Origin of the sequence: Escherichia whittamii (genome assembly GCF_014836715.1) — a bacterium.
Taxonomy (GTDB): domain Bacteria; phylum Pseudomonadota; class Gammaproteobacteria; order Enterobacterales; family Enterobacteriaceae; genus Escherichia; species Escherichia whittamii.
Map to the genome: position 1 here is coordinate 116,571 of NZ_JACSQI010000003.1, position 23,149 is coordinate 139,719.

16 protein-coding genes and 3 tRNA genes are annotated in these 23,149 nt (G+C 49.7%); 6 read left to right on the plus strand and 13 right to left on the minus strand.

The annotated features are described in order from the left end of the window. Positions 1 to 14 precede the first annotated feature (14 nt). Together gcvA and H9644_RS06320 are read right to left on the minus strand one after the other, a co-directional pair. Positions 15 to 932, minus strand: a complete 918-nt coding sequence (gcvA, locus tag H9644_RS06315) for a glycine cleavage system transcriptional regulator GcvA (protein WP_064528267.1) — start codon at positions 930 to 932, stop codon at positions 15 to 17. A 350-nt stretch (positions 933 to 1,282) separates the two neighbouring features. Next, entirely contained in the window at positions 1,283 to 1,510 is a 228-nt protein-coding gene (locus H9644_RS06320) for a YgdI/YgdR family lipoprotein (RefSeq protein ID WP_000750396.1), read from the minus strand. Positions 1,511 to 1,701: 191 nt separating this feature from the next. Here H9644_RS06320 and csdA point away from each other — a divergent pair, with 191 nt between their 5' ends. Together csdA and csdE are read left to right on the plus strand one after the other, a co-directional pair. Beyond that, positions 1,702 to 2,907, plus strand: a complete 1,206-nt coding sequence (csdA, locus tag H9644_RS06325; protein ID WP_191773797.1) for a cysteine desulfurase CsdA — start codon at positions 1,702 to 1,704, stop codon at positions 2,905 to 2,907. Continuing rightward, complete coding sequence (gene csdE, locus H9644_RS06330) at positions 2,907 to 3,350, plus strand: cysteine desulfurase sulfur acceptor subunit CsdE (protein ID WP_064528274.1); 444 nt, start codon at positions 2,907 to 2,909, stop codon at positions 3,348 to 3,350. Before csdA ends, csdE begins: the two co-directional genes overlap by 1 nt. A gap of 56 nt (positions 3,351 to 3,406) precedes the next feature. Here the strand turns inward: csdE and tcdA are convergent, their stop codons facing one another. Both tcdA and mltA read right to left on the minus strand, forming a co-directional pair. Beyond that, entirely contained in the window at positions 3,407 to 4,213 is an 807-nt protein-coding gene (gene tcdA / locus H9644_RS06335; RefSeq protein ID WP_064528276.1) for a tRNA cyclic N6-threonylcarbamoyladenosine(37) synthase TcdA, read from the minus strand. A 238-nt stretch (positions 4,214 to 4,451) separates the two neighbouring features. Beyond that, the gene (gene mltA / locus H9644_RS06340; protein ID WP_130235985.1) at positions 4,452 to 5,549 is read right to left on the minus strand and encodes a murein transglycosylase A; all 1,098 of its coding nucleotides are present in this window, start codon (positions 5,547 to 5,549) and stop codon (positions 4,452 to 4,454) included. 209 nt (positions 5,550 to 5,758) lie between these two features. On the opposite strand from mltA, the gene H9644_RS06345 reads away from it, so the two are divergent. The 3 genes from H9644_RS06345 (at position 5,759) to H9644_RS06355 (ending at position 6,055) form a co-directional block, all read left to right on the plus strand. Next, positions 5,759 to 5,835, plus strand: a tRNA-Met gene (locus tag H9644_RS06345). A gap of 33 nt (positions 5,836 to 5,868) precedes the next feature. Further along, a tRNA-Met gene (locus H9644_RS06350) sits at positions 5,869 to 5,945 on the plus strand. A gap of 33 nt (positions 5,946 to 5,978) precedes the next feature. Next, a tRNA-Met gene (locus tag H9644_RS06355) sits at positions 5,979 to 6,055 on the plus strand. 79 nt (positions 6,056 to 6,134) lie between these two features. Here the strand turns inward: H9644_RS06355 and H9644_RS06360 are convergent. The 6 genes from H9644_RS06360 to amiC all read right to left on the minus strand — a co-directional run bounded on the left by H9644_RS06360 (position 6,135) and on the right by amiC (position 12,879). Beyond that, the gene (locus tag H9644_RS06360) at positions 6,135 to 7,082 is read right to left on the minus strand and encodes a phosphoglycerate dehydrogenase (protein ID WP_191773799.1); all 948 of its coding nucleotides are present in this window, start codon (positions 7,080 to 7,082) and stop codon (positions 6,135 to 6,137) included. Positions 7,083 to 7,153: 71 nt separating this feature from the next. Then, a complete protein-coding gene (locus H9644_RS06365) occupies positions 7,154 to 7,750 on the minus strand; it encodes a KpsF/GutQ family sugar-phosphate isomerase (protein WP_105289274.1) in 597 nt (198 codons plus the stop codon). 2 nt (positions 7,751 to 7,752) lie between these two features. Beyond that, complete coding sequence (locus H9644_RS06370; protein WP_064529847.1) at positions 7,753 to 8,928, minus strand: MalY/PatB family protein; 1,176 nt, start codon at positions 8,926 to 8,928, stop codon at positions 7,753 to 7,755. Continuing rightward, complete coding sequence (locus tag H9644_RS06375) at positions 8,928 to 10,508, minus strand: PTS transporter subunit EIIC (protein ID WP_105289273.1); 1,581 nt, start codon at positions 10,506 to 10,508, stop codon at positions 8,928 to 8,930. The genes H9644_RS06370 and H9644_RS06375 overlap by 1 nt, the downstream gene beginning before the upstream one ends. 31 nt (positions 10,509 to 10,539) lie before the next feature. After that, complete coding sequence (locus H9644_RS06380) at positions 10,540 to 11,364, minus strand: PRD domain-containing protein (RefSeq protein WP_064529880.1); 825 nt, start codon at positions 11,362 to 11,364, stop codon at positions 10,540 to 10,542. 261 nt (positions 11,365 to 11,625) lie between these two features. Next, positions 11,626 to 12,879, minus strand: a complete 1,254-nt coding sequence (gene amiC, locus H9644_RS06385) for an N-acetylmuramoyl-L-alanine amidase AmiC (protein WP_044189882.1) — start codon at positions 12,877 to 12,879, stop codon at positions 11,626 to 11,628. A 231-nt stretch (positions 12,880 to 13,110) separates the two neighbouring features. Between amiC and argA the strand changes: the two genes are divergently transcribed. Next, positions 13,111 to 14,442 carry an amino-acid N-acetyltransferase gene (argA, locus tag H9644_RS06390; protein ID WP_064529846.1) on the plus strand — a complete coding sequence of 444 codons (1,332 nt, stop codon included), beginning with the start codon at positions 13,111 to 13,113 and terminating at the stop codon, positions 14,440 to 14,442. A 286-nt stretch (positions 14,443 to 14,728) separates the two neighbouring features. Here argA and recD read toward each other — a convergent pair whose 3' ends face one another. From recD to ptrA, 3 genes are read right to left on the minus strand one after another with little or no spacing between them, the layout of a single operon-like run. Beyond that, positions 14,729 to 16,555 carry an exodeoxyribonuclease V subunit alpha gene (recD, locus tag H9644_RS06395; protein ID WP_064529845.1) on the minus strand — a complete coding sequence of 609 codons (1,827 nt, stop codon included), beginning with the start codon at positions 16,553 to 16,555 and terminating at the stop codon, positions 14,729 to 14,731. Continuing rightward, positions 16,555 to 20,097 carry an exodeoxyribonuclease V subunit beta gene (gene recB / locus H9644_RS06400; protein WP_064529844.1) on the minus strand — a complete coding sequence of 1,181 codons (3,543 nt, stop codon included), beginning with the start codon at positions 20,095 to 20,097 and terminating at the stop codon, positions 16,555 to 16,557. Before recB ends, recD begins: the two co-directional genes overlap by 1 nt. Then, the gene (ptrA, locus tag H9644_RS06405) at positions 20,090 to 22,978 is read right to left on the minus strand and encodes a pitrilysin (protein ID WP_064529843.1); all 2,889 of its coding nucleotides are present in this window, start codon (positions 22,976 to 22,978) and stop codon (positions 20,090 to 20,092) included. The genes recB and ptrA overlap by 8 nt, the downstream gene beginning before the upstream one ends. Positions 22,979 to 23,149 lie beyond the last annotated feature (171 nt).

Sequence of the window (23,149 nt, forward strand, 5' to 3'; positions counted from 1 at the left end):
GTACCCTACATAAATTATTGTTCATAACGAAAGCGAAATTTTTCTTGTTCAGCAGCGGCTTTCGCCAGGATCCATTGGCGAAAGGCGGCTATTTTACCCAGTTCTGCCTGGCTGTCATGACATACCAGATAAAAAGCATTTTTACTGACCAGTACATCATTAAACGGGCAAACAAGGCGTCCGGCCTCGATTTCAGATTGCGCCATCACGTTATTTGCCAGCGCCACTCCCTGCCCGTGAATGGCTGCTTGTAGCACCATGGCGCTATGGCTGAAGATAGGCCCTTGCTGAACGTTGATATGAGCTAGCCCCAACTGGCGGGTATATGTCTGCCAATCTCGCCGGGACGCATCGTGTAATAAAGTATGTTTAGCCAGATCTTCCGGCGTCTTCAAGGATTTCTCACCGGTTAATAGTAAAGGCGAACACACTGGCAACAGGTATTCGGCGTAAAGCTTTTCCACCCGAAGTCCCGGCCAGTTGCCCCGGCCATAAAATATCGCCACATCGACATCATCCGCCAGTTTATCTTCCTGGCGATCGACCGCCTGGATTCGAACGTCGATTCCCGGATAAGCTGAGTTAAAGCTGGAAAGTCGCGGCACCAGCCAGTGGATGGCAAAACTGGGGAGTAAACTGACCGTCAACGCCCCCTTGGCGCTACGGGCCTGGAGTTTACGCGTCGCTTCGGTTAATTGCGAAAATATCTCTTTGATATCGAGAAAATAGCTTTGCCCTTCCTCGGTCAACAGAAGTGAACGATTACGGCGGCGGAACAGTTTTAGCCCCAGAAAATCCTCAAGGGACTTGATTTGATGACTTACTGCGGCCTGGGTCACAAAAAGCTCTTCTGCTGCGCGCGTGAAGCTTAAATGGCGTGCGGCGGCATCAAAAACTCGTAAGGCATTTAGCGGTGGTAATCGTTTTGACATGGCTTTTAAACTTTGATGTTAAATGAATTTAACAATTAGATCACGGTATGTAACCTATTAGTTTTTTTTATCTGAGCCATTATAAATTGTCCGTTGAGCTTCTACCAGCAAATACCTATAGTGGCGGCACTTCCTGAGCCGGAACGAAAAGTTTTATCGGAATGCGTGTTCTGGTGAACTTTTGGCTTACGGTTGTGATGTTGTGTTGTTGTGTTTGCAATTGGTCTGCGATTCAGACCATGGTAGCAAAGCTACCTTTTTTCACTTCCTGTACATTTACCCTGTCTGTCCATAGTGATTAATGTAGCACCGCCTAATTGCGGTGCTTTTTTTTACCCTGCGATCGTGAATTACTGATCCAGCTCGACCATCTCTTTCACGTCGGTACGGTTGATCTGCTGTTTGTTGCCATTAGCGTCTTTATAAGAAATCATACCGGTTTCATCATCCGTCATCGGCTTGCCATCGGCAACAATAGTGCGTCCATCGTTGGTGTGCATCACATAGTTCGAACCGGAACAGGCGCTCAGGGCAAAAGTCAGCATACAGGCAGAGATAATTGCGGCAGTCTTTTTCATCTTCTTCTCCTTAAAGCGATTACTAAATCTTAACAAGATTGATTAACAGGCTAAAATTAACGCCTAACACTATTCAGCATATGTTACTGACGCGGCTTCGACAGGATATCCAGACGATTCCGAGGGTTAGCACTCACCTTGTATCAAAGTGAATTTTGCGTCACGATCGGCGAATCAAGCCGAGGAGTCTCATGAACGTTTTTAATCCCGCGCAATTTCGCGCCCAGTTTCCCGCGCTACAGGATGCGGGCGTTTATCTCGATAGTGCTGCGACCGCACTCAAACCTGAAGCTGTGGTTGAAGCTACCCGGCAGTTCTATAGCCTGAGCGCCGGAAACGTTCACCGCAGCCAGTTTGCCGAAGCCCAACGCCTGACCGCGCGTTATGAGGCCGCACGGGAGAAAGTGGCGCAATTACTCAATGCACCGGATGATAAAACTATCGTCTGGACGCGCGGCACCACCGAATCCATCAACATGGTGGCGCAATGTTATGCCCGCCCGCGCTTGCAACCGGGTGATGAAATTATTGTCAGCGTGGCAGAGCATCACGCTAATCTCGTTCCCTGGCTAATGGTCGCCCAACAAACCGGTGCTAAAGTGGTGAAATTGCCGCTTAATGCGCAGTGGTTGCCGGATGTCGATTTATTGCCGGAATTAATTACTCCCCGTAGTCGAATTCTGGCATTGGGCCAGATGTCGAACGTCACTGGCGGTTGCCCGGATCTGGCGCGAGCGATTACCTTTGCTCATTCAGCCGGGATGGTGGTGATGGTTGATGGTGCTCAGGGCGCAGTGCATTTCCCTGCCGATGTTCAGCAACTGGATATTGATTTCTATGCTTTCTCTGGTCACAAACTGTATGGCCCGACGGGTATCGGCGTGCTTTACGGCAAACCAGAACTGCTGGAAGCAATGTCGCCCTGGCTGGGCGGTGGCAAAATGATTCACGAAGTGAGTTTTGACGGCTTCACCACTCAATCCGCACCGTGGAAACTGGAAGCTGGAACGCCAAATGTCGCCGGTGTCATTGGTTTAAGCGCGGCGCTGGAATGGCTGGCAGATTATGATATCAACCAGGCAGAAAGCTGGAGCCGTAGTCTGGCAACGCTTGCAGAAGACGCTCTGGCAAAACGTCCTGGCTTTCGTTCATTCCGCTGCCAGGACTCCAGCCTGCTGGCCTTTGATTTCGCAGGCATTCATCACAGCGATATGGTGACGCTTCTGGCGGGATATGGTATTGCCCTGCGCGCCGGGCAGCACTGTGCTCAACCGCTGCTGGCAGAGTTAGGCGTAACCGGCACACTGCGCGCCTCATTTGCGCCATATAATACAAAGAGTGATGTGGATGCGCTGGTGAATGCCGTTGACCGCGCACTGGAATTATTGGTGGATTAATGACGAACTCGCAATTCGCCGGACATCCGTTCGGCACAACTGTTACCGTAGAGACGCTACGCAATACTTTCGCGCCACTGACGCAATGGGAAGACAAATATCGCCAGCTGATTATGTTGGGGAAACAACTTCCTGCTTTGCCAGACGAATTAAAAGCCCAGGCCAAAGAGATTGCCGGATGTGAAAACCGCGTCTGGCTTGGATATACCGTCGCTGAAAACGGCAAGATGCATTTCTTTGGTGATAGCGAAGGGCGCATTGTGCGCGGCCTGCTGGCCGTGTTGCTGACTGCCGTTGAGGGCAAAACCGCCGCCGAGTTACAGGCACAGTCGCCGCTGGCATTGTTTGATGAACTGGGATTGCGTGCGCAACTTAGCGCCTCTCGCAGTCAGGGACTGAATGCGTTAAGCGAGGCAATTCTCGCCGCGGCGAAGCAAGCTTGATGTTACACAGTTCCAGGTCGGATAAGACACACCCGTCGTCGCATCCGACCTGATATTTACCCCTGACGCGCCGCTTTCGCCATCATCTTCTTCAGCGCATGAGAAACCGCAACAAACCCAAAGGTGGCGGTTACCATCGTCGCGGCACCAAATCCAGATGCACAATCCATCCGCTTCGGCCCTTCTGCCGTGGCTTTCATCGCACACACCGTACCGTCTGACTGCGGGTACACCAGCGCTTCGGTAGAGAACACACAATCCACGCCGAGCTTACCTTTACTGTTTTTCACCACGCCAAAATCGCTTTTCAGGCGCTCGCGCAGCTTCGCCGCCAGTGGATCCTGAATCGTCTTCGCCAGATCGGTAACCTGAATCTGCGTCGGATCAATCTGCCCGCCAGCACCACCTGTCGTGACCAGTGGAATCTTATTGCGACGGCAATAAGCAATAAGGGCCGCTTTGGGCCGTACGCTGTCAATAGCATCAATCACGTACGAATAACCGACGCTCATATATTGCGCTACATTTTCCGGCGTCACGAAATCATCGACGACTGTTACACGGCACTCAGGGTTAATCTGGCGAATGCGCTCCGCCATCACTTCTGCTTTTGCCAGCCCGACGTTATCGCGCAGGGCGTGAATTTGTCGATTAGTATTGGTGACGCACACATCATCCATATCAATAAGCGTTATAGCGCCAATCCCCGTTCGTGCCAGCGCTTCCGCCGCCCAGGAGCCGACGCCACCGATACCGACCACACAAATATGCGCATCAGCAAACAGTTGCAACGCTTTTTCACCATACAGACGCGCAGTGCCACCAAAACGCTGACGCCATGCATCACTAATTACAACAGACATAGCACCTCAGAATTAAAAAGGGCGAGGTTATCCCTCACCCTAAACGCATAAATGCCTGATGCGCTACGCTTATCAGGCCTACATAACTCCTGCAATATATTGAATTTGCATGATTTGTAGGCCGGATAAGGCGTTCACGCCGCATCCGGCATGAACAACGCGCACTTAGCTAACAATCAAAGGACGAGGTTATCCCTCACCCTGTCATATCCGTTAAAACGGCATAAAGAATAACACATCAGCCGCTAAAGACGTTACCTGCCCCTGGGGCCGTTTTCAGCACCCAGACACGGCCATAGTGGTTGTACCAACCTGCGCGGTGTCCGGCTTCTGGTCCAATCCCCTGGTAGATATCGAAGTGTTGGCCTTTGATTGCACCACCGACATCCAGCGCCACCATCAGACGCAGTTCGTACTGACCGTTAAATTTGCCGTTATTATCCAGCAGAGGAACTTCTGCCAGCAAGGTCGTCCCCGCCGGGATAATGCTGCGGTCAGACGCCACCGAAGCACGACCAACCAGCGGCACCGCACTTGCTCCTTTCACCGGTGCAAAAGACTGCGGTTTAAAGAAGACGAAAGACGGGTTCTGCTCCAGCAGTTCGCGAACTTCGGCTTCACTGTGTGTTTCCCCCCAGTGACGAATCGCCTGCATCGACATATCTTCTTTTTTCACTTCGCCACGATCGATTAGCACCTTGCCAATACTACGGTAGGCATGACCGTTCTTTCCGGCATAGCTGAAGAAGTTAAGCGGGCTGCCATCACCAAAATCAATATACCCGCTACCCTGCACATCCATAATGAAGTTATCCATCAGAGAGTTGCTGTAAGCGAGGATATATTTATCGCTCAATGCTCCGGCGTAGATCTCCGCACGAGACGGCAAACGCCCACGTTTTGGCGGCATACGGTAAATAGGATACTGGAACTCGCCCTGACGAGTATGGCGCGCCTGAATCACCGGCGTGTAATAGCCCGTAAACTGCACGTTACCGTAATTATCCGCACCTTCCATCTGCCAGGCGTCAATGCCGAACTGGCGCATATTGCGGGTATCACCGCCCGCACGCAGCCACTCCTGCACGGCGTTATAAACGCTACTCTGGTTGCCATACAGACGCGGCGACGCGTTACGGATATGGTTAATTTGTTCGGCAAAATCACCGGCGTTAATCGGCGCGCCAACGGCATCTGGTTGGTTCACCAGAGAGAAAGGCTGGGTAAATTTCCCGTCTTTATATTGCTGTCCGCGATCGGTTGGTTTGGAGGAGCAGGCGGCTAGTATCGTCACAACCGCGCCCATAAGAAGGTACTTTACCCAACGTCCTTTCATCGTTCTCTTCTTCAGGTTAAAAAAATAAGGCGTTAATGAAGATAACAAACCGTCGCCTTTAATGAAATCCGTAGTGTTACCTGATGCAAATTTTGTACAAAAAACAGACTTCAATGCTTTGTTTTTGTTCAAAGTCATGCCAAATACGTGATCCGGGTAAAAAAAAGGTTGCATGAAAACGCGAGCAGAGTATAGTGCGCATCCACGGACGCGGGGTGGAGCAGCCTGGTAGCTCGTCGGGCTCATAACCCGAAGGTCGTCGGTTCAAATCCGGCCCCCGCAACCAATTAAAATTTGATGAAGTAAAGCAGTACGGTGACGCGGGGTGGAGCAGCCTGGTAGCTCGTCGGGCTCATAACCCGAAGGTCGTCGGTTCAAATCCGGCCCCCGCAACCAATTAAAATTTGATGAAGTAAAGCAGTACGGTGACGCGGGGTGGAGCAGCCTGGTAGCTCGTCGGGCTCATAACCCGAAGGTCGTCGGTTCAAATCCGGCCCCCGCAACCAATTTATTAGAATGCTGATAAACCGCAATGTGTTTCACAGATTGCGGTTTTTTTGTACCCGAAATCTTCCTTTGCTGAACTCACAGCACGTTTTTTATCTCCCTTCCCGCAAAGAAATCAATTATCGACCTGGCTACGTGTATACCGGTTTGCTGGTATGACTCAACGGTGGCGGCGGCAATATGTGGCGTTGTAATGATATTTTTGGCATGCAGCAGTGGACTAAATTGCGCCAGCGGTTCAGTGCTAAATACATCCAGCGCCGCAAAAACATTCCGTTCCTCAATAACCTGAAGTAAAGCCTCTTCATCCAGCAGTTTTCCCCTGGCGGCATTGATGATCAACGAGCCGTTACGCATCATCGACAAATATTTGTGGCTAATGAAGTTCTCCAGATCAGGAGAAAAAGGCAGAAGAATTATGATGACATGCGACTGCATGAAGATATCTTCAATCGATACAAACTGAACTCCAGCTTTGTCGGCGAGCTGATAATCAGGTTGTTTGTCAAAAGCTAAAAGCTCAACATCAAAGCCAGACAACCTTTTCGCCAGTGTTTTGCCAATATTGCCGTAGCCAATCAGACCAATACGTTTCCCTTGTAACTCGCAGCCATGCGACTCACCCCAATAACCATTTTGCATCGCATGATAACTACCGGGGATATTTCTCATGCTCGCAAAAATAAGACCAATGATAAATTCCGCGACCGCATTTGAATTAATCCCAACCGCATTATTGACCACAATACCTGATTGTCGTGTCGCGCGAAGATCAATATTATCTATCCCCGTCCCGAATCTCGATATTATTCTCACACCAGGCAGCAGTGATAGTGTATCCACCTGATAACAATCTTTTCCGGCAATGACCGCGCAAATAGATTCCCGTAATACGGTGGATTCTGATTTAACCAGATGTTCAATATTATTCTTAATAATAAGGTTAAAATGATTTTCTCTTAGCAGCTTGCAGGCAGAAACACAACGCGCTGAAAAGCTGGGAACGGTGACCAGAACGTTTTTCATAGCTGACACTCACTTCAATGAACGCCACCCCAAAAGATGGCGTGACCGGTTACTGTATTTATATTTTGAAATTATGAATTTGCTTTAATGCCGAGCGCACCTCCTGGATGATATAAGCCGAAATCAGCACGAGTAAATTTTTTCAATTCGGAGAGTGCAAGCGCCACCGCATCACCAACAACCAGAACGACTGTCGATGAACATGATGGCGCTAAACCTAAATTATCCGCCTCACTTTTGACGGGAATTTCAACGGATAAATCACAACTTATCGCAAGCGATGAGCGATGACTGCGGGTAAAAGAGATCAAATAATTACCCATTTTTTTCAGACTAGGCAATGTCGCCAGGATTTCCGCCGTCTCACCACTGTTTGAAATAAGAATAATAATATCGTCTTTAGCCACCATACCAAGATCGCCGTGTACGGCTTCAGTACCGTGAACGAAAAACGAGGGAGTTCCGGTGCTGGCAAATGTTGCGGCGAGTTTCCTGGCAATAATACCGGACTTGCCAACGCCAATAAAAACAACTTTCCCCTGACAAGATTGTAATACTTTAATTAAATTTGCAACTTCCGAAAGGGGGGAATCAATAACTTCTTCAACTGCTTTATGTTCGTTACGCATAAAATGTTTAATAAGATGGATAAGATCCGTATTGTTCATTTTTATTTTTCCTGATTAATATTTTTAATTACACTCGCAAGACGCGTAAGCCCCATATATAATTTTTCTCGACCGCAGGCCAGGTTCAGACGAAGGTAGCCCTCCCCCTCCGTTCCGTAGACATACCCCGCCATAATGCCCACTTTACCTTCATGAATTAATCGACTGTAGAATTCATCAAAGGGATAATCAATAGCAGAGCAATCAATCCACGAAAAATAGCAGCCTTCAGCGGGCCTCACGATCAATTCTGGAATGTTTTCATTCAGATACTGCTGGGTGAATTGAATGTTAGAGGCAATATGTGCCTTCAATGAATTTAACCATTCCTCACATTCGTTATAGGCAACAATCGTTGCAATTATATTCAGTACTGATGGGGAGTTTACGAAATCGCGATACCTCGATATCGTTCTGAACTTATGATTAAAATTCTCGTCAGTTGAAATCATATATGATCCTGTTAGCGCAGGAACATTAAATGTTTTTGATATCGAATTAAACACCACTATTTTTTCTTTTTTTATTTTAAGCGCGGATGTGAAACTACGATTAAAAACAAAATCACTATGAATTTCATCTGAACATAACCAGACATTATGTCTTACACAGCTTGCAGCGATTTTATGCAGATCTTCTTCCGACCAGACTGTTCCTGTCGGGTTATGAGGATTACATAATAATACCATCTTTGCGCTTTTAATCTTAAGATCAAAATCTTGCCAGTTGATAGCATAGCCCCCCTCATTTTTTATGATCAAAGAGGTTGTCAAAATATTTCGCTCGCTATGTTTAATTACATCAAAAAATGCGTTATAGACAGGTGTAAAAATGAGGATGTTATCACCACGCGATGTCAATAACTCTATTGCTTTAGCAATGGAGTACATCACACTGGGGCTATAGGTTATCCATTCAGGTTTAATGTTTGTTTGATATTGTTGATGATACCAGTTTACTATTGCATTCAGATATTCATCATGTTGCCAACGACTGTACCCTAAAATCGGGTGTTCCAGGCGTTTTTTTAATGCCCTGACGATAGCTTCCGGTATCGGAAGATCCATATCTGAAATAGAGAATGGTAATACATCTTTTACACCAAATCGGTCCTCACAAAAGTCCCATTGGGTACAATATGTTCCTTTGCGGGAAACAGGAGTATTAAAAAAGTCCATCAGCTTATCCCCATATAGTTATCCATATCCCGACGCAGGGCGATGACTTTAGTGCCAATAATGACTTGTAAGGTATTTTGATCAAGTTTAACAACCGCGATCCCGCCGGCTCTTTTTATTGCAGACTCGTCAATCAATCCCATATCTGCGATTGTTAAACGTAAACGAGTTACGCAATTATCCAATGATTTAATATTCTCTTTACCACCAAGCGCCTTAACCATCTGCTCCGCCGCTTGCAGCTCTGATTTATTAAGAGTTGGGATATCCGCTATAGCCGTATGTTCTTGAGCGTTCACCGTGACAGGACTGGACTCTTCACGTCCTACAGTCATCAGGTTAAATTTGAGAATGGTCCAACGGAACACAAAGTAATAAATAAAGAAATAGGCCACTTCGACACACACCGCGATTGGCCAACCTGTTCTTGTGCCACGCAATACGCCAAAGCTAATAAATTGAATCAGGTCGCCAGTAAATCCCATCTTCACGCCCATATATGGCAAGACCATGTTGGCGAATCCATTCATAAAGGCATGGAAGACAAACAGCAGCGGACTGACAAATAAGAACAAAAACTCAATCGGTTCGCTAACACCACCAATAATCACCGTAAGCACACCAGAAATGAGCAATGCTTTGATAGCTTTTCTATTTTGTGCATGGGCGGTGCGATACATCGCCAGCGCGGCACCAGCCAGACCATACTGGATCATCAGTTTGCCCTGTTCCATTTTCCCCGCCAAATCCAGCGGAATGACCGTATTCTCTTTGACGTACGCCATAAACATGTTCAGGGTGCCGTAATACTCTTCGCCGCCAATCACTGCCGAACCGCCGATTGGAGTAAAGCGGAAAACTGACGTCACCAGATGGTTTAAGCCAAAAGGAATCGTCACGCGTTCGGCAACTGCATAGAAGAAATAACCGACAGGACCGGAAGTTGATATCCAGTGGCCAATGAGCATGAAGAGATTGAAAAACGGCGGCCAGATAAAAGGGATGATCAGGCCAAATCCGCTCATCACAATCAGTGTAATGATAGGCACCAGACGCGGACCACTATAAAAACCTAATGATTCTGGAATGCGTAAGTTAACGATCTTCTTATACATGCTGGCGACTAATAACCCAGCAACAATCCCCCCCAACACGCTGGTATTGTAGGACTGGATCCCCAGAATGATGGTTTGCCCATGTGTCGACATTTGGTCAGCAGCGACCAATAAGTCGTGCTGTTTAAGATAAAAGTTCGTTCCCAGATGCATTGCCATAAAACCAATTAAGCCAGAAAAAGCGCCATAGGCTTTATCCTCTTTCTCTTTTAATAATCCTAAGGGAATCGCTATCGCAAACAATACAGGTAAATTAACAAAGGCAAACAAACCAAGGCTAACAATGAAATCAAGTATGGTTTTAATTATTGGAATAGCCAGAAATGGAATTAACTTTGCCATATCATCACTGGCTAAACCACTTCCCAGCCCTAGCATCATGCCACATACACTTAGCAGAGCGATGGGATACATAAATGCCTTCCCCAGGCTCTGAAAAAAACTCCAGGCTTTCTTTTGTTTCATGCGGGTTATCTCATATAAATGTTATATATAATTAGTCCATTAATACTTTGGTGCGAATAGAGAGATATAATTTTTCTTCCAAAATCAATTCATATTTAAAAGTGGCGTACAGATACCTTTCAATTTCATGAATAGCGTGTTGCAACTGAATATCTTTCTCAAGAAACTGCTCATAGATATCACCAATATCTTTCTGTTTTATTTTTTCATTGCATAATACTCGACAAGAAAAATACTTAAGATGCATCATAAATCTTGAGTAGTTAAATGAACTCCTGTCCACCCTTCGGTTATAAACACCCTCGATAATCTCCGTAATTTTTTGAGACAACTCAATAATCCGTACCGATTCATAATCAATTGAGTTTTCATAGTTATTTAAAATATGTAATGCAATAAAACCAATCTCATCATCCGGAAGCTGAACGCTAAACTGATCATTGATGATGGTTAATGCATCCCGGCTTATAGCATATTCTGCTTTGTACAACGCTTTGATTTCTTCAAGGAAAGCATTATTAATTTGTATTCCGGCGGTGACTCGGGATATTGCATTCGAAATGTGATCGGCAAGAATAAGCAATAGCGATGGATTTAACTTTTTTTCAAGATTGTACTCCGCGTAGTGCACTATCTTTTCGGCGACAAACACATACTCAATATCCACATGTTCAATCAATTTATAGAGTTTATTTTTTTGCTCATTTCTGACATAAAAAATTCTGTTAGCAGGATGCTCAGGTACAGGCATGCCATATTTTTTGTTGTAACCGACGCCAGGTCCAGAAATGATAACCTCCTGTCCATTCATCGATGCCTGCACACAATTATTGTTCATGACTTTTTCGATGATCATTTCATGGCTCCAAAAAAAAAGGCAAGGCACGTCAGAAGTAATGATTACTTCAAACATTGCCTTGCCTGATTTAACAGTTACAAGATGACTAACTAATGCGTATACCTTACACGGGATTGTGTTTAATAAAAGAGACGCCAGACTTATTTTTCTGGCCAACTTTCAAATATTCGACAACAATCACAAAATCACTGTCTAATATTCATATCAATAATATTGACTCAATGAAACATAAACCCATTGAATAAATAAATTAAAACATCATCCCCTTCGCGCCAGCGTCGCCCCATCGGCAAAATACGCTTTAATACCCGCAAGAATAGACTCCGCAACTTCCTGCTGGAAAGTTGCCGTTTTCAATTTGCGCTCTTCTTCAACGTTACTGATAAACGCCGTTTCGACCAGAATGGATGGAATATCTGGCGCTTTCAGCACGGCAAACCCGGCCTGCTCAACCTGATTCTTATGCAGCTTGTTGATTTTACCCAGCTTATTTAGCACAGCCTTACCAAACTTTAGGCTGTCGGCAATGGTCAGCGACTGCACCATATCAAACATGGTGTGGTCGACATAGCGGTCGCCGCTTTTGCTCACGCCACCAATCAAGTCAGAGGCGTTCTGGGTTTGCGCCAGATATTTTGCCGCAGTACTGGTTGCGCCTTTGGTAGAGAGCGCAAACACCGAGGAACCGCTCGGCTGGCGACTGGTAAAGGCGTCGGCATGAATAGAGACAAACAAGTCAGCACGCTGTTTCTGTGCTTTTGCTACGCGCACTTGCAACGGAATGAAGATGTCTTCATTACGCGTCATGTAAACCTTCATATTGCCCTCTTTCTCGATCAGAGAGCGCAGACGGCGAGCTATTTGCAATACCACGTCTTTTTCGCGCGTTTTGTATTTCCCCACCGCGCCAGAGTCTTCGCCGCCGTGGCCAGGGTCAAGCATAATGACAATCGGACGATCGCGCCCTGCCTTGCCAGGCTGTGGGCCACTCTGTGCAGGCGGCACCTGCTTTTCGAGGTCGCCTTTATTGTAATCTTCCAGCAGTGCCAACAGTGGGTCCTGCATGTCCTGAGCATTGGCCGGATAAAGGTCCATCACCAGGCGTTCTTTAAACCCGGCGACCGGCGCGAGGGCAAACATCTGCGGTTTTACATTTTGCTTTAACTCAAAAACCATCCGCACGGTTTGCGGATCAAATTGGCCAACGCGTGCCGACTTGATGAACGGGTCGTCAGCGCGGATTTGCGCAGCCATCCCCTTGAGCACCGAGTTCAGGTTTACATCTTCGATATCCACCACCACGCGTTCAGGGTTACTCAACGCAAACTGCTTATATTTCAGCTGACGATTTGATTCTACCGTCACACGGGTATAGCTGGATGCAGGCCAGACGCGCACCGCCACGACCTGACTGACCGCAGCCAGACTCACCTGGCTTACGCTCAATAGCCACATGGCGCCCGCGCCTTGCAGTAAACGACGGCGGCTGATTGCAGTGTTGGATCCTGACATGCCTCTCCCGAGCAAAAGAAATCTAAGCTGTGTAACAAGTAAACGACCAATTTGACCGGAAACTTTAGCGAAAGACGCATAATCTGTCATCTATAAAAAGGTAAACATTCTATTTATATTCACGGTATTACTGATAAAAAAGTCGCTCCCGCATAAAATTCGCACTTGCACACGGCGAAAAAACAGAATAAAAATACAGTAATTTCGAATAATCATGCAAAGAGGTGTGCCGTGGTAAAGGAACGTAAAACCGAGCTGGTCGAGGGATTCCGCCATTCGGTTCCCTATATCAATACCCACCGGGGAAAAACGTTTGTCATCATGCTCGGCGGAGAAGCCATTGAGCATGAAAATTTCTCCAGTATTGTCAATGACATTGGGTTATTGCATAGCCTCGGCATTCGTCTGGTGGTGGTTTATGGCGCACGTCCCCAGATCGACGCAAATCTGGCAGCGCATCACCATGAGCCGCTATATCACAAGAATACGCGCGTGACCGACGCCAAAACGCTGGAGCTGGTGAAGCAGGCTGCGGGTACGTTACAGCTGGATATTACCGCTCGCCTGTCAATGAGCCTCAACAACACGCCATTGCAAGGCGCGCATATCAACGTCGTCAGCGGCAATTTTATTATTGCCCAGCCGCTGGGCGTAGATGATGGTGTGGATTACTGCCATAGCGGGCGCATCCGGCGGATTGATGAAGAAGCGATTCATCGCCAACTGGACAGCGGTGCGATTGTACTGATGGGGCCGGTGGCGGTTTCGGTCACTGGCGAGAGCTTTAACCTGACCTCGGAAGAGATTGCCACTCAGCTGGCCATCAAACTGAAAGCCGAGAAGATGATAGGTTTTTGCTCTTCGCAAGGTGTCACCAATGACGATGGCGATATTGTCTCCGAACTTTTCCCTAACGAGGCGCAAGCGCGGGTAGAAGCCCAGGAAGAGAAAGGCGATTACAACTCTGGTACGGTGCGCTTTTTGCGAGGCGCGGTGAAAGCCTGTCGCAGCGGCGTACGTCGCTGTCATTTAATCAGTTATCAGGAAGACGGCGCGCTGTTGCAAGAGCTGTTCTCACGCGACGGTATCGGTACACAGATTGTGATGGAAAGCGCCGAGCAGATTCGTCGCGCAACAATCAACGATATTGGCGGCATTCTGGAGTTGATCCGTCCACTTGAGCAGCAGGGTATTCTGGTGCGTCGTTCTCGCGAACAACTGGAGATGGAAATCGATAAATTCACTATTATTCAGCGCGATAACACGACTATTGCCTGCGCAGCACTCTATCCATTCCCGGAAGAGAAGATAGGTGAAATGGCGTGCGTGGCTGTACATCCGGATTACCGCAGTTCATCAAGGGGCGAAGTTTTGCTGGAACGCATAGCGGCCCAGGCGAAGCAAAGCGGCTTAAGCAAATTGTTTGTACTGACCACGCGCAGTATTCACTGGTTCCAGGAACGTGGATTTACCCCGGTGGATATTGATTTGCTGCCGGAGAGCAAAAAGCAGTTGTATAACTACCAGCGTAAATCCAAAGTGTTGATGGCGGATTTGGGATAAGCGATGGAAATCGCCGGATGCGGCGTGAACGCCTTATCCAACCTACGCAGCACTCCATAGGCATAATAAGACGCGCCAGCATCGCATCAGGCATTGGCACTCATCGTCGGATGCGGCGTGAACGCCTTATCCGACCTACGCAGCACTCCGTAGGCATGATAAGACGCGCCAGCATCGCATCAGGCATTGGCACTCATCGCCGGATGCGGCGTGAACACCTTATCCGACCTACGCAGCACACCGTAGGCATGATAAGACGCGCCAGCGTCGCATCAGGCATTTACGTTCACTCCCGCGCACCAAACAACGCTGCCAGCCCGCTACGCCGCTCGGTGCGCGTGGCGATTGCCGCACTTAAAATGCGTTCATCGGCATACAATGACAAACGTCGACGCGCGCGTGTCACTGCGGTGTAAACCAGCTCTCGCGTTACTACCGGCGTGCGTTGGCTCGGTAAAATCAACGCCGCATGGTCGAACTCCGATCCCTGCGATTTATGTACCGTCATCGCCCACGTAGTTTCGTGCTCCGGCAAGCGACTCGGTTGCACTGACTTGATATTGCCATCCGGCATCGCAAACCAGACGCGCGTCCCCTGCCCGCGATCCAGCGCAATACCGATATCGCCATTAAACAACCCAAGCGCGCTGTCATTGCGGGCAATCATCACTGGCCTGCCTTCGTACCAGCGTGAGTGCAGATGCCGATGGATTTTGCGCTTCTGTTGCATAAACTGCTCAATTCGCTCATTCAGTCCAGCCACGCCAAATGGACCTTCCCGCAGGGCGCACAAAAGCTGGTACTCATTAAACGCCTGAATGATTAAATCCGGCTCGGCACGCGCTTGCAGCAGATCCAGATAACGTCCGTAACCGGCAAGAGCTTCCTCAAGCATCGCAATATAATCTTCGCCGCTCTGTAAAAGCCGTTTTTCGATGTCAGTAAAATCCTGCTGAAAAACCGTTTTCATTGCCGTTTTATCGCCGCGATTGATAGCCGCAGCTAACTGACCAATGCCAGAGTTGCTGCCGAAACGGTAACTTTTTTGCAGCAGGCAGAGACTGTCGCGCAGTGATGCCGCTTCTGTGCCGCTTCCCGCTGGAACGTGACTTCCTGTTAAGCGACTTAACTGCCCGGCGCGCTCTGCGGTAAAGCCCGCATTGGCATAAGCGCAGATATCCCCCAGCACAGCTCCAGCCTCAACGGAGGCCAGTTGATCACGATCGCCGAGGAAGATCACTCGCGCATGATCGGGCAAGGCATCGATCAACCGCGACATCATAGGCAGATCGATCATTGACGCTTCATCCACCACCAGCACATCAAGATGCAGCGGGTTACCCGCATGGTGGCGTAAACGCTGACTACCCGGCTGCGCGCCCAGGAGGCGGTGCAAGGTACTGGCATCTTCCGGTATGCGTTTCTTTTGTTCATCGGTCAGCGGTAACTGGCGCAAAGCTTTGCCAAGCGATTCGGTTAAGCGCGCAGCAGCTTTCCCCGTTGGCGCGGCCAGGCGGATACGACAGCGTTCACCGTCGGCCATCTGAATTAACGCTGCTAACAACTTCGCCACGGTCGTCGTTTTACCTGTGCCGGGGCCGCCGGAAATTACCGAAATGCGCCGCGTCAGCGCCACTGCTGCCGCCACTTTTTGCCAGTTAATCTCATCACCTGGCGGGAAGAGTTTATCCAGCGTTTGCTTCAGCAACGTCTCATCCACCTCAATGGCATGATTCACTTCGTTGAAAAAGCGTGCCACTGTGCGCTCATTACACCACATGCGATTCAGATAAAGGCGATCGCCACAGAGGATCATCGGCGTTGGCTCATCTCCCCGGCTGACCGCTTGTGAAGCCAGCAAGCACTCTTCCCAATTTTGTAGCTCACCGATTTCACTGACACAGGTCGCCAACAGCGGATGCGAGGCTTCGTTATTTTCCAGTCGTGAAAGCGGCAAACAGACGTGCCCTTCTCCGGCGTCGTGGCTTAACAGTGCCGCCGCAAGGGTGACTGCAGGATGTTCATCTCCCGCCACGGTCAGGGCAAACTGCACGTCCAGCGGGCGTAGCTGTTTGTGCTCCACAGCTTCCAGTAATTGCTTTTGCAATTTCATCACGCCTCCTCCAGGGTCATACCGGCAAACATCTCATCCATCAGGGCAATCAACCCGGCGTTGGGTCGGGTCGCGTAGATCCCTTGTTGCGGATGTTCTTTATCAACGCCACGCAGAAACAGATAGATAACGCCGCCAAAGTGGCGTTCATAGTCGTAATCAGCAATGCGATGGCGCAGATAACGGTGCAGCGCCAGGGTATAAAGCTGATATTGCAGATCATAGCGGTGTGCCTGCATCGCCGCTGCCATAGCCTGTTGGGTGTAAGCCGAACTGTCTTCACCCAACCAGTTGGATTTATAGTCGAGCAGGTAATAACGCCCTTCGTGGCGAAACACCAGGTCAATAAAACCTTTTAACATGCCGCGTACCTGCATGAACTCCAGCGGCGGGCAGCCTGCGGATAGCGGGTCAAACTGGCGGATTAACGTATCAAGCTGACTGGCGATAAGCGGCTCGCTAATCGGCAGGTAAAACTCCATCTCCACCTGTTTATCACGGGCGGAAAGCTGACTCAGAGTAACGCCGGTTTCATTGAGCGGCGCCTGAAGAATAGCGCTGATCCACTCGGTTAACACCGGTTCCCAGTGCGCTTCAAAACCACCAAGTTCCAGTTTTTCCCGCATCCAGTTCGGGTCAATCGGCTGGGTAAAATCCAGGTCTTCAAACAAACTGTGCAAGAACGTCCCCGGTGACGCACCGCGCGGGAACTGATGCGGTGTTAACGTCGCTTCTTCAACGACGCTGGCAACGCCTGCGGCATCGACATCCAGCCGAGGCATCAAATCCTGGGCGATACCGTGACTACGCTGTTGCAAACCGGAGTAGCTGGTAACGCGCCAGTTATCGCCGGGCAATCGTTGTAATGTCCTGGCATTCAGTTCAGCAGTTAAAGCATCATTAACCTGCCATGGCTGGTTAGCGCCAGTTTGTGCCGTTTGCCAGGCAATATCCTTATCACACAATGCTTCAATACAGGCACGAAGCCCTGCCGCATCTTGCGGTTCCCCTTTTTGCAGCAAGCGCCCGAGCGCACTTTGATGAACGTCGGTGTCACCTTTTTTATCGCCACGACGGCGCACCAGCGGCGCAACACCGAGACTGCAGTGCCAGACCGAACGCGTGAGCGCCACGTAAAGCAAACGCAGATCTTCAGCCAGACGCTCGGCTTCAGCGAGATCCACGCTTTCTGGCGCAGAGTTAAGATCCAGAACAGCTTCAAACGAGCCTCGATCGTGATAGAACGCCTGATCCTGTACACGGAAATTGGTGATAAACGGCAGCCAGACCAGCGGATATTCCAGCCCTTTCGATTTGTGGATCGTGACGATCTGCACCAGATATTTGTCGCTTTCGAGACGCATTTGTTGGCTGGAGGCATTACTGTCGGGTTCGAGGATATGTTGCGATAACCAGCGTACCAGCGCATGTTCACTTTCCAGCTGCGTTCCAGCTTCTTGTAGCAGTTCGCTGATATGCAAGATGTCAGTAAGACGCCGCTCGCCACCTGCCGTTGCCAGCAGGTTTTCTGCAATGTTGCGCGCCGACATCAGCGCCCGCAGCATTGGCATGACGCCGCGTTTGCGCCAGATTTGCCGATAACCATCGAACTCTTCGACCACCGCGTCCCACGCATTTTCGTCATTGTTCAGCGTTTCGATATCCAGTGCGTTCAGCCCCATCATTGACGTTGCCAGCGCACTACGCAGGGTGTTCTCTCGTTCGGGCGTCATCACCGCCTGCAACAGCCAAAGCATCTCCTGCGCTTCCAGAGTTTCAAAAACACTGTCGCGGTTCGAAAGGTAAACGGAAGGGATTTCCAGCAGCGTTAAGGCATCGCGCACCTGGGCGGCCTCCTGGCGGCTGCGCACCAGCACACTGATGTCCGAAGCGCGTACCGGACGAGCATCATCGCCGTTCATCAGCAACGCTTCGCCCCGCTGCCCGGCCTGTAACCAGTCGCGGATTTGCGCGGCACATACCTGTGCCATGGTACTTTGATAATCGCCAACGCCGCAGCTTTCGCCTTCCATCAACCACATTTTCATCGCCGGCTGCGTTTCTCCTTTAAATACAAAACGCAGTGCCTGATTTTTCCCGGCTGATTTCACTGGGATAAACGGTATTTCGCGAAACATGAAAGCGTCATCAGTCTGGCTGAATAGCTTATTTACGCTGTTCACCATTCCCGGTGCGGAACGCCAGTTGGTATCTAAGGTGTAGTGCGCGTGAACTTCGCTGCGCGCCTTCATGTAGGTGAAGATATCCGCACCACGGAATGCATAAATGGCCTGTTTCGGGTCACCTATCAGCAACAATGCGGTTTCCGGCTGATGGTGCCAGATACGGCGAAAAATCCGGTACTGCTGCGGGTCTGTGTCCTGAAATTCGTCGATCATTGCCACCGGGAATCGCGTACGGATCGCTGTCGCCAGAGCCTCACCGCTTTCGCTACGCAGCGCGGAATCGAGCCGGCTTAACATGTCGTCAAACCCCAGTTCGCCACGGCGACGTTTTTCACGCGCTACCGTTTCGCGGATCTCAGCCAACGCGCGGGTGATCACCAGATCGCGGATCGACAATGGTTCTGCAAGCAGTTGATCGATCACCTCAAACAGCGGATGGCGCGGCGTCTCGCCCCCCGCTTTCGTGCGATCTTCTAAGAAACTCTGAGAGAATTTTTCCAGCGACTCCGGTAACTGATAACTGTTTGTCTCTTCTTCTGCCCAGGCACTGATCTTGTCTATCCATTTAGCCTGATTGCTACGGTTAAACTTGCGGCGATCAATACCAGAAGATTCGATCAGTGCATCCAGTTCGCCCACCGCATCACGCCACTGCTGTTTTACGCCATCGATACGCGCCACAATTTGCGCGTGGCGGGAAGCCAGCGTTTCATCATCGGGCGGCGGTGCTTTGATAACCGGCGCTTCCCCTTGCAGATAACGATTAATATCGCGCAGCAACGCCTGCGGCCCTTTCCAGGTTTCAAAGACTACCTGGGCAATTTCACGCGGCAGCGGGTAGCAATGGCGACGCCAGAAATCGGCGCAGGCCTGGTAGCGCAGTAGCGATTCATCTTCAATCAATTGCTGCTCAAACAACATGCCGGATTCAAAGGCATTCAGGTTGAGCATACGCTGGCAAAAACCGTGAATGGTAAAGACTGCCGCTTCGTCCATCTGCCGTTCGGCTAACAGCAACCACTGCGCGGCCTGTGCTTTATCGTCGATCTCTTCCAGAAGGCGCGCGTAAAGAGGGTTGTCGGTGGTTTCACGCAAACAGGCGATGCGCAACTCGTGGATATTGCTACGGATACGACCGCGCAATTCTGCGGTGGCAGCCTCGGTAAAGGTCACCACCAGCAGTTCTTCAACGGTCAGCAGGCGGGGAAAGGCGGCAGAACCGCCTAGTCCAAGTAACAGGCGCAAATAGAGCGCCGCAATCGTAAAGGTTTTGCCTGTGCCGGCAGAGGCTTCAATCAGGCGCTCGCCCAGTAAGGGCAAGCGCAAAGGATCTAGTGTCTCGGCGACATCACTCATTCTTTTCACTCATCAGGGGCATTGTTTGCTGCAACGCGCTGACGTTCTCCCACACTTTCCAGCCTTCAGGGTGTACATATTCTGCTTTCCCATTCTGGCTGCCGGAAATCTGCGACAGGATAGCCATGCCTTGCGGCTCGACTACCGCCTGATGGAAGAAATCGGCCAGTTTTTGCGGCGTCAGCAGTTTAATCTGTGCCACGATTTTATCACGCGAATCGAAGCGCATATTGCCGCGATCGAAATCTTTACTTAACTTCGATGCCTCTTCGCCGAGTGTTTGCGGTGCCTGCAGCATCTGGGTAATAACCGCCTGCTGGATTTGCGCAAACTCTTCTGGCTTCATCGCCCGCAGTTTCGCTTCTGCTGTCGGGAAAAAGGCCTTGTAACGCTCCCACAGGTACGATGGTTGTTTTTCGTTGCTTTGCAGCAGGAAGCCCATGCCCCACTGACGCCCTACGCTCATTGGGAACGCGAACACGGCATAGCCCAGCTGTTCTTCGGTACGCAACTGATTATAGAACCACGGCTGTACAATCTGCGCCAACAGAGAACTGTAGGCTGAACTGGTGTATTCATCGTAGCCGGTTGGTACAAATACCGCTGCCAGTGCGGAGTCGGTGCTGTTACCGGCTTTTTCAAAGATGACGGATTGTTTTTTATCGACCAGTACATCTTTGTTACGACACCACTCTGAACCATCAGCCCCTAACTGTTTTTGCACATCACGTGCCAGTGTTGTTGCCTGGTCTTCGGTCATGTTGCCAATAACCATAAACTCTGGTCGGGCCCCTGATTTTAAGGCGTCACGATAGGCCAGCACCTCTTTCAACGTGATGGAAGGCAAAATTTTGCGCCGTTCATCACGCGAGAAGTAAGGCACCTGGGAAAGCATCTGTGCGGGCATAATCGCCTGCTCAAACGCTTTGCCCTTTTCTGCGGAATCCATCATCTGGTTATACCAGGATTTCGCCTGCTCAAGCTGATCTTCCGTAGCGGTATAGCTAAAGTACCCCTCGAGCAATGCCTGAAACAGCTGCGGCAGACGCTGGGTGTAACCATTAGCATTAACCATAAGGCCGTTGTTAGCGTTGGTGGAAAAACTAATACCGCCAACCGACGCCTGGTTGCTTAACTGATCAAGCGCCAGCCCTGCGAGATAATCATTAAGCGCAAACATTACCTGATTACGGGCGCTGTCCATGGCTTTCGGGTTACGCAAAATCAGGCTGACATCGGCTTTTGGCTCGCTGGCAAAATAACGGCTCGGCGCATACACCACACGCAGGTTCGATTCATCCACAATCAACTCTGGATGGTCGTATTTCTTCTCTGTCTTAATCAGCGAGAAATCGTCAGGAATATAGGGGTTAAGCTCCGGCAAAGAGAGCGCTATGTCGGCGGCTTTCTTCTGCCAGTCAGCGAAAGTTTGTTCGCTGATTTTATCGACCTGATACGGCGCATCGACAAAGTAAGCTGTTTTGTTGTGCGGCTCTTTCGGGCTGATATACCAGATACGCGCGTTCTGCGGCGTCATCATCGCCAGACGTTCTTTTACTGCTTTTGCATCGTACTGATCGGCAATATTGACCGCATCCAGCGTATGCTCAACAGGAACGCGAATCATGGTATCCGCCAGCCATTCGACATAATCCATATCGCGGGTGATCGACGGATAGCGGAAGTCGATATCCAGCACATTCGCCAGTTCATCGAAGTATTGTTTATCAATGCCTTTTTCACGTAACAGATTGAGATAGCTAAAAATTGCCGCCACAACCTGATCACGATTAGCCAGACCTTTATCGGTTAAAGAGGCAGAGATCGCTAAAACGCCGCTGTTGCCGTTGACGATAGGATCGGAGTTGGCGCTAATGCCCTCAACTAATCCCTGTTTTTGCAGCCAGTCAGAAAGCGTTCCAGGGCTGCGATTGCCAATCAGATAGGTAATCAATTCATCGGTTTTACTACGGAATTTCGCCGAGTTGTTATCAATACGAAACTCGACGCGCAGCACTTTACGCGGCAGCGCCGGAACATAATGAATGATAATGCCCTTTTGCGCGTCGGTGACTACCGGCACGGTGATTTCCGGTTTTTTGCTCTCTTTGTTCGGCACGCGACCGAAGGTATCCGCCGCCATTTTTGCCAACTCCGGCAGCGGTTTATTGCTGTAAATAACCGCCTTCATCAGATTGGCAGAATAGTACTTCTCGTGGAAATCTTTCAGCGCCTGCTGCACAGGGTTACCAGGTTTGTCGCTTAAAGTTTCGAGGTTACCGCCAGAAAACTTTGAACCGGGGTGTGCCGGGTTAATGGTTTCTGCGCTGACCTGCGCCATGCGCATCCCGTCACGCGTACGCGCCATGGTTAATTCGGCATTCACCGCATTACGCTCACGTTCGGCGTATTTCTTGTCGAGCAAGGGGTCAGCGATAGCATCGGCCAGGCGGTCTACCGCACCGGGCAAGGCGTCGTTCTCAACTTCCAGATAGAAAGCCGTGCGATACGGCGCAGTGCTGGCATTGTGACTGCCGCCGTGCATTTTGAGATATTCGGCCAGGCTATCAGCCTGCGGGTATTTTTTCGACCCCATCAGACTCATGTGTTCAAGGTAATGCGCCAGCCCCTGATAAGCCTTGGGATCTTCCAGCGATCCAACAGGCACCACCAGCGCCGAGAGCGATTTAACCGCCTGCGGGTCAGAAACCAGCAAGACCACCATACCGTTATCCAGACGTACGGCCTGATACTGGCGGTTATCTTTATCACTTTTACGGATGGTTTCCTGAATCGGCTGCCATCCCGTTTCTGCCTGACTTAAGGGAACCCAGAGGGCAACAAACAACAATAATGCTTTGAACCAGGTGCTGCGGGGCATTCACGGACCTCATTATCAACTTTATTTTCCAACCAGATTCAACACGTTAACGATAATCATCCGGTAGAATTTAATCTTGTGCTGAACGAGTCAGCCTATGTCTATATATCCATCAGTCCGTGACTGGTGCGCATCATAAAGTAAGCGAATGAATTGCGCAATTTTTATACA

What these genes read in the sequence shown, in the direction of transcription:
- H9644_RS06360 (WP_191773799.1), bottom strand. Translation starts at nt 7,082, where the DNA reads ATGAAAAACGTTCTGGTCACCGTTCCCAGCTTTTCAGCGCGTTGTGTT.
- H9644_RS06380 (WP_064529880.1), bottom strand. Translation starts at nt 11,364, where the DNA reads ATGATCATCGAAAAAGTCATGAACAATAATTGTGTGCAGGCATCGATG.
- H9644_RS06370 (WP_064529847.1), bottom strand. Translation starts at nt 8,928, where the DNA reads ATGGACTTTTTTAATACTCCTGTTTCCCGCAAAGGAACATATTGTACC.
- H9644_RS06365 (WP_105289274.1), bottom strand. Translation starts at nt 7,750, where the DNA reads ATGAACAATACGGATCTTATCCATCTTATTAAACATTTTATGCGTAAC.
- H9644_RS06375 (WP_105289273.1), bottom strand. Translation starts at nt 10,508, where the DNA reads ATGAAACAAAAGAAAGCCTGGAGTTTTTTTCAGAGCCTGGGGAAGGCA.
- amiC (WP_044189882.1), bottom strand. Translation starts at nt 12,879, where the DNA reads ATGTCAGGATCCAACACTGCAATCAGCCGCCGTCGTTTACTGCAAGGC.
- mltA (WP_130235985.1), bottom strand. Translation starts at nt 5,549, where the DNA reads ATGAAAGGACGTTGGGTAAAGTACCTTCTTATGGGCGCGGTTGTGACG.
- recB (WP_064529844.1), bottom strand. Translation starts at nt 20,097, where the DNA reads ATGAGTGATGTCGCCGAGACACTAGATCCTTTGCGCTTGCCCTTACTG.
- tcdA (WP_064528276.1), bottom strand. Translation starts at nt 4,213, where the DNA reads ATGTCTGTTGTAATTAGTGATGCATGGCGTCAGCGTTTTGGTGGCACT.
- csdE (WP_064528274.1), top strand. Translation starts at nt 2,907, where the DNA reads ATGACGAACTCGCAATTCGCCGGACATCCGTTCGGCACAACTGTTACC.
- ptrA (WP_064529843.1), bottom strand. Translation starts at nt 22,978, where the DNA reads ATGCCCCGCAGCACCTGGTTCAAAGCATTATTGTTGTTTGTTGCCCTC.
- gcvA (WP_064528267.1), bottom strand. Translation starts at nt 932, where the DNA reads ATGTCAAAACGATTACCACCGCTAAATGCCTTACGAGTTTTTGATGCC.
- H9644_RS06320 (WP_000750396.1), bottom strand. Translation starts at nt 1,510, where the DNA reads ATGAAAAAGACTGCCGCAATTATCTCTGCCTGTATGCTGACTTTTGCC.
- recD (WP_064529845.1), bottom strand. Translation starts at nt 16,555, where the DNA reads ATGAAATTGCAAAAGCAATTACTGGAAGCTGTGGAGCACAAACAGCTA.
- csdA (WP_191773797.1), top strand. Translation starts at nt 1,702, where the DNA reads ATGAACGTTTTTAATCCCGCGCAATTTCGCGCCCAGTTTCCCGCGCTA.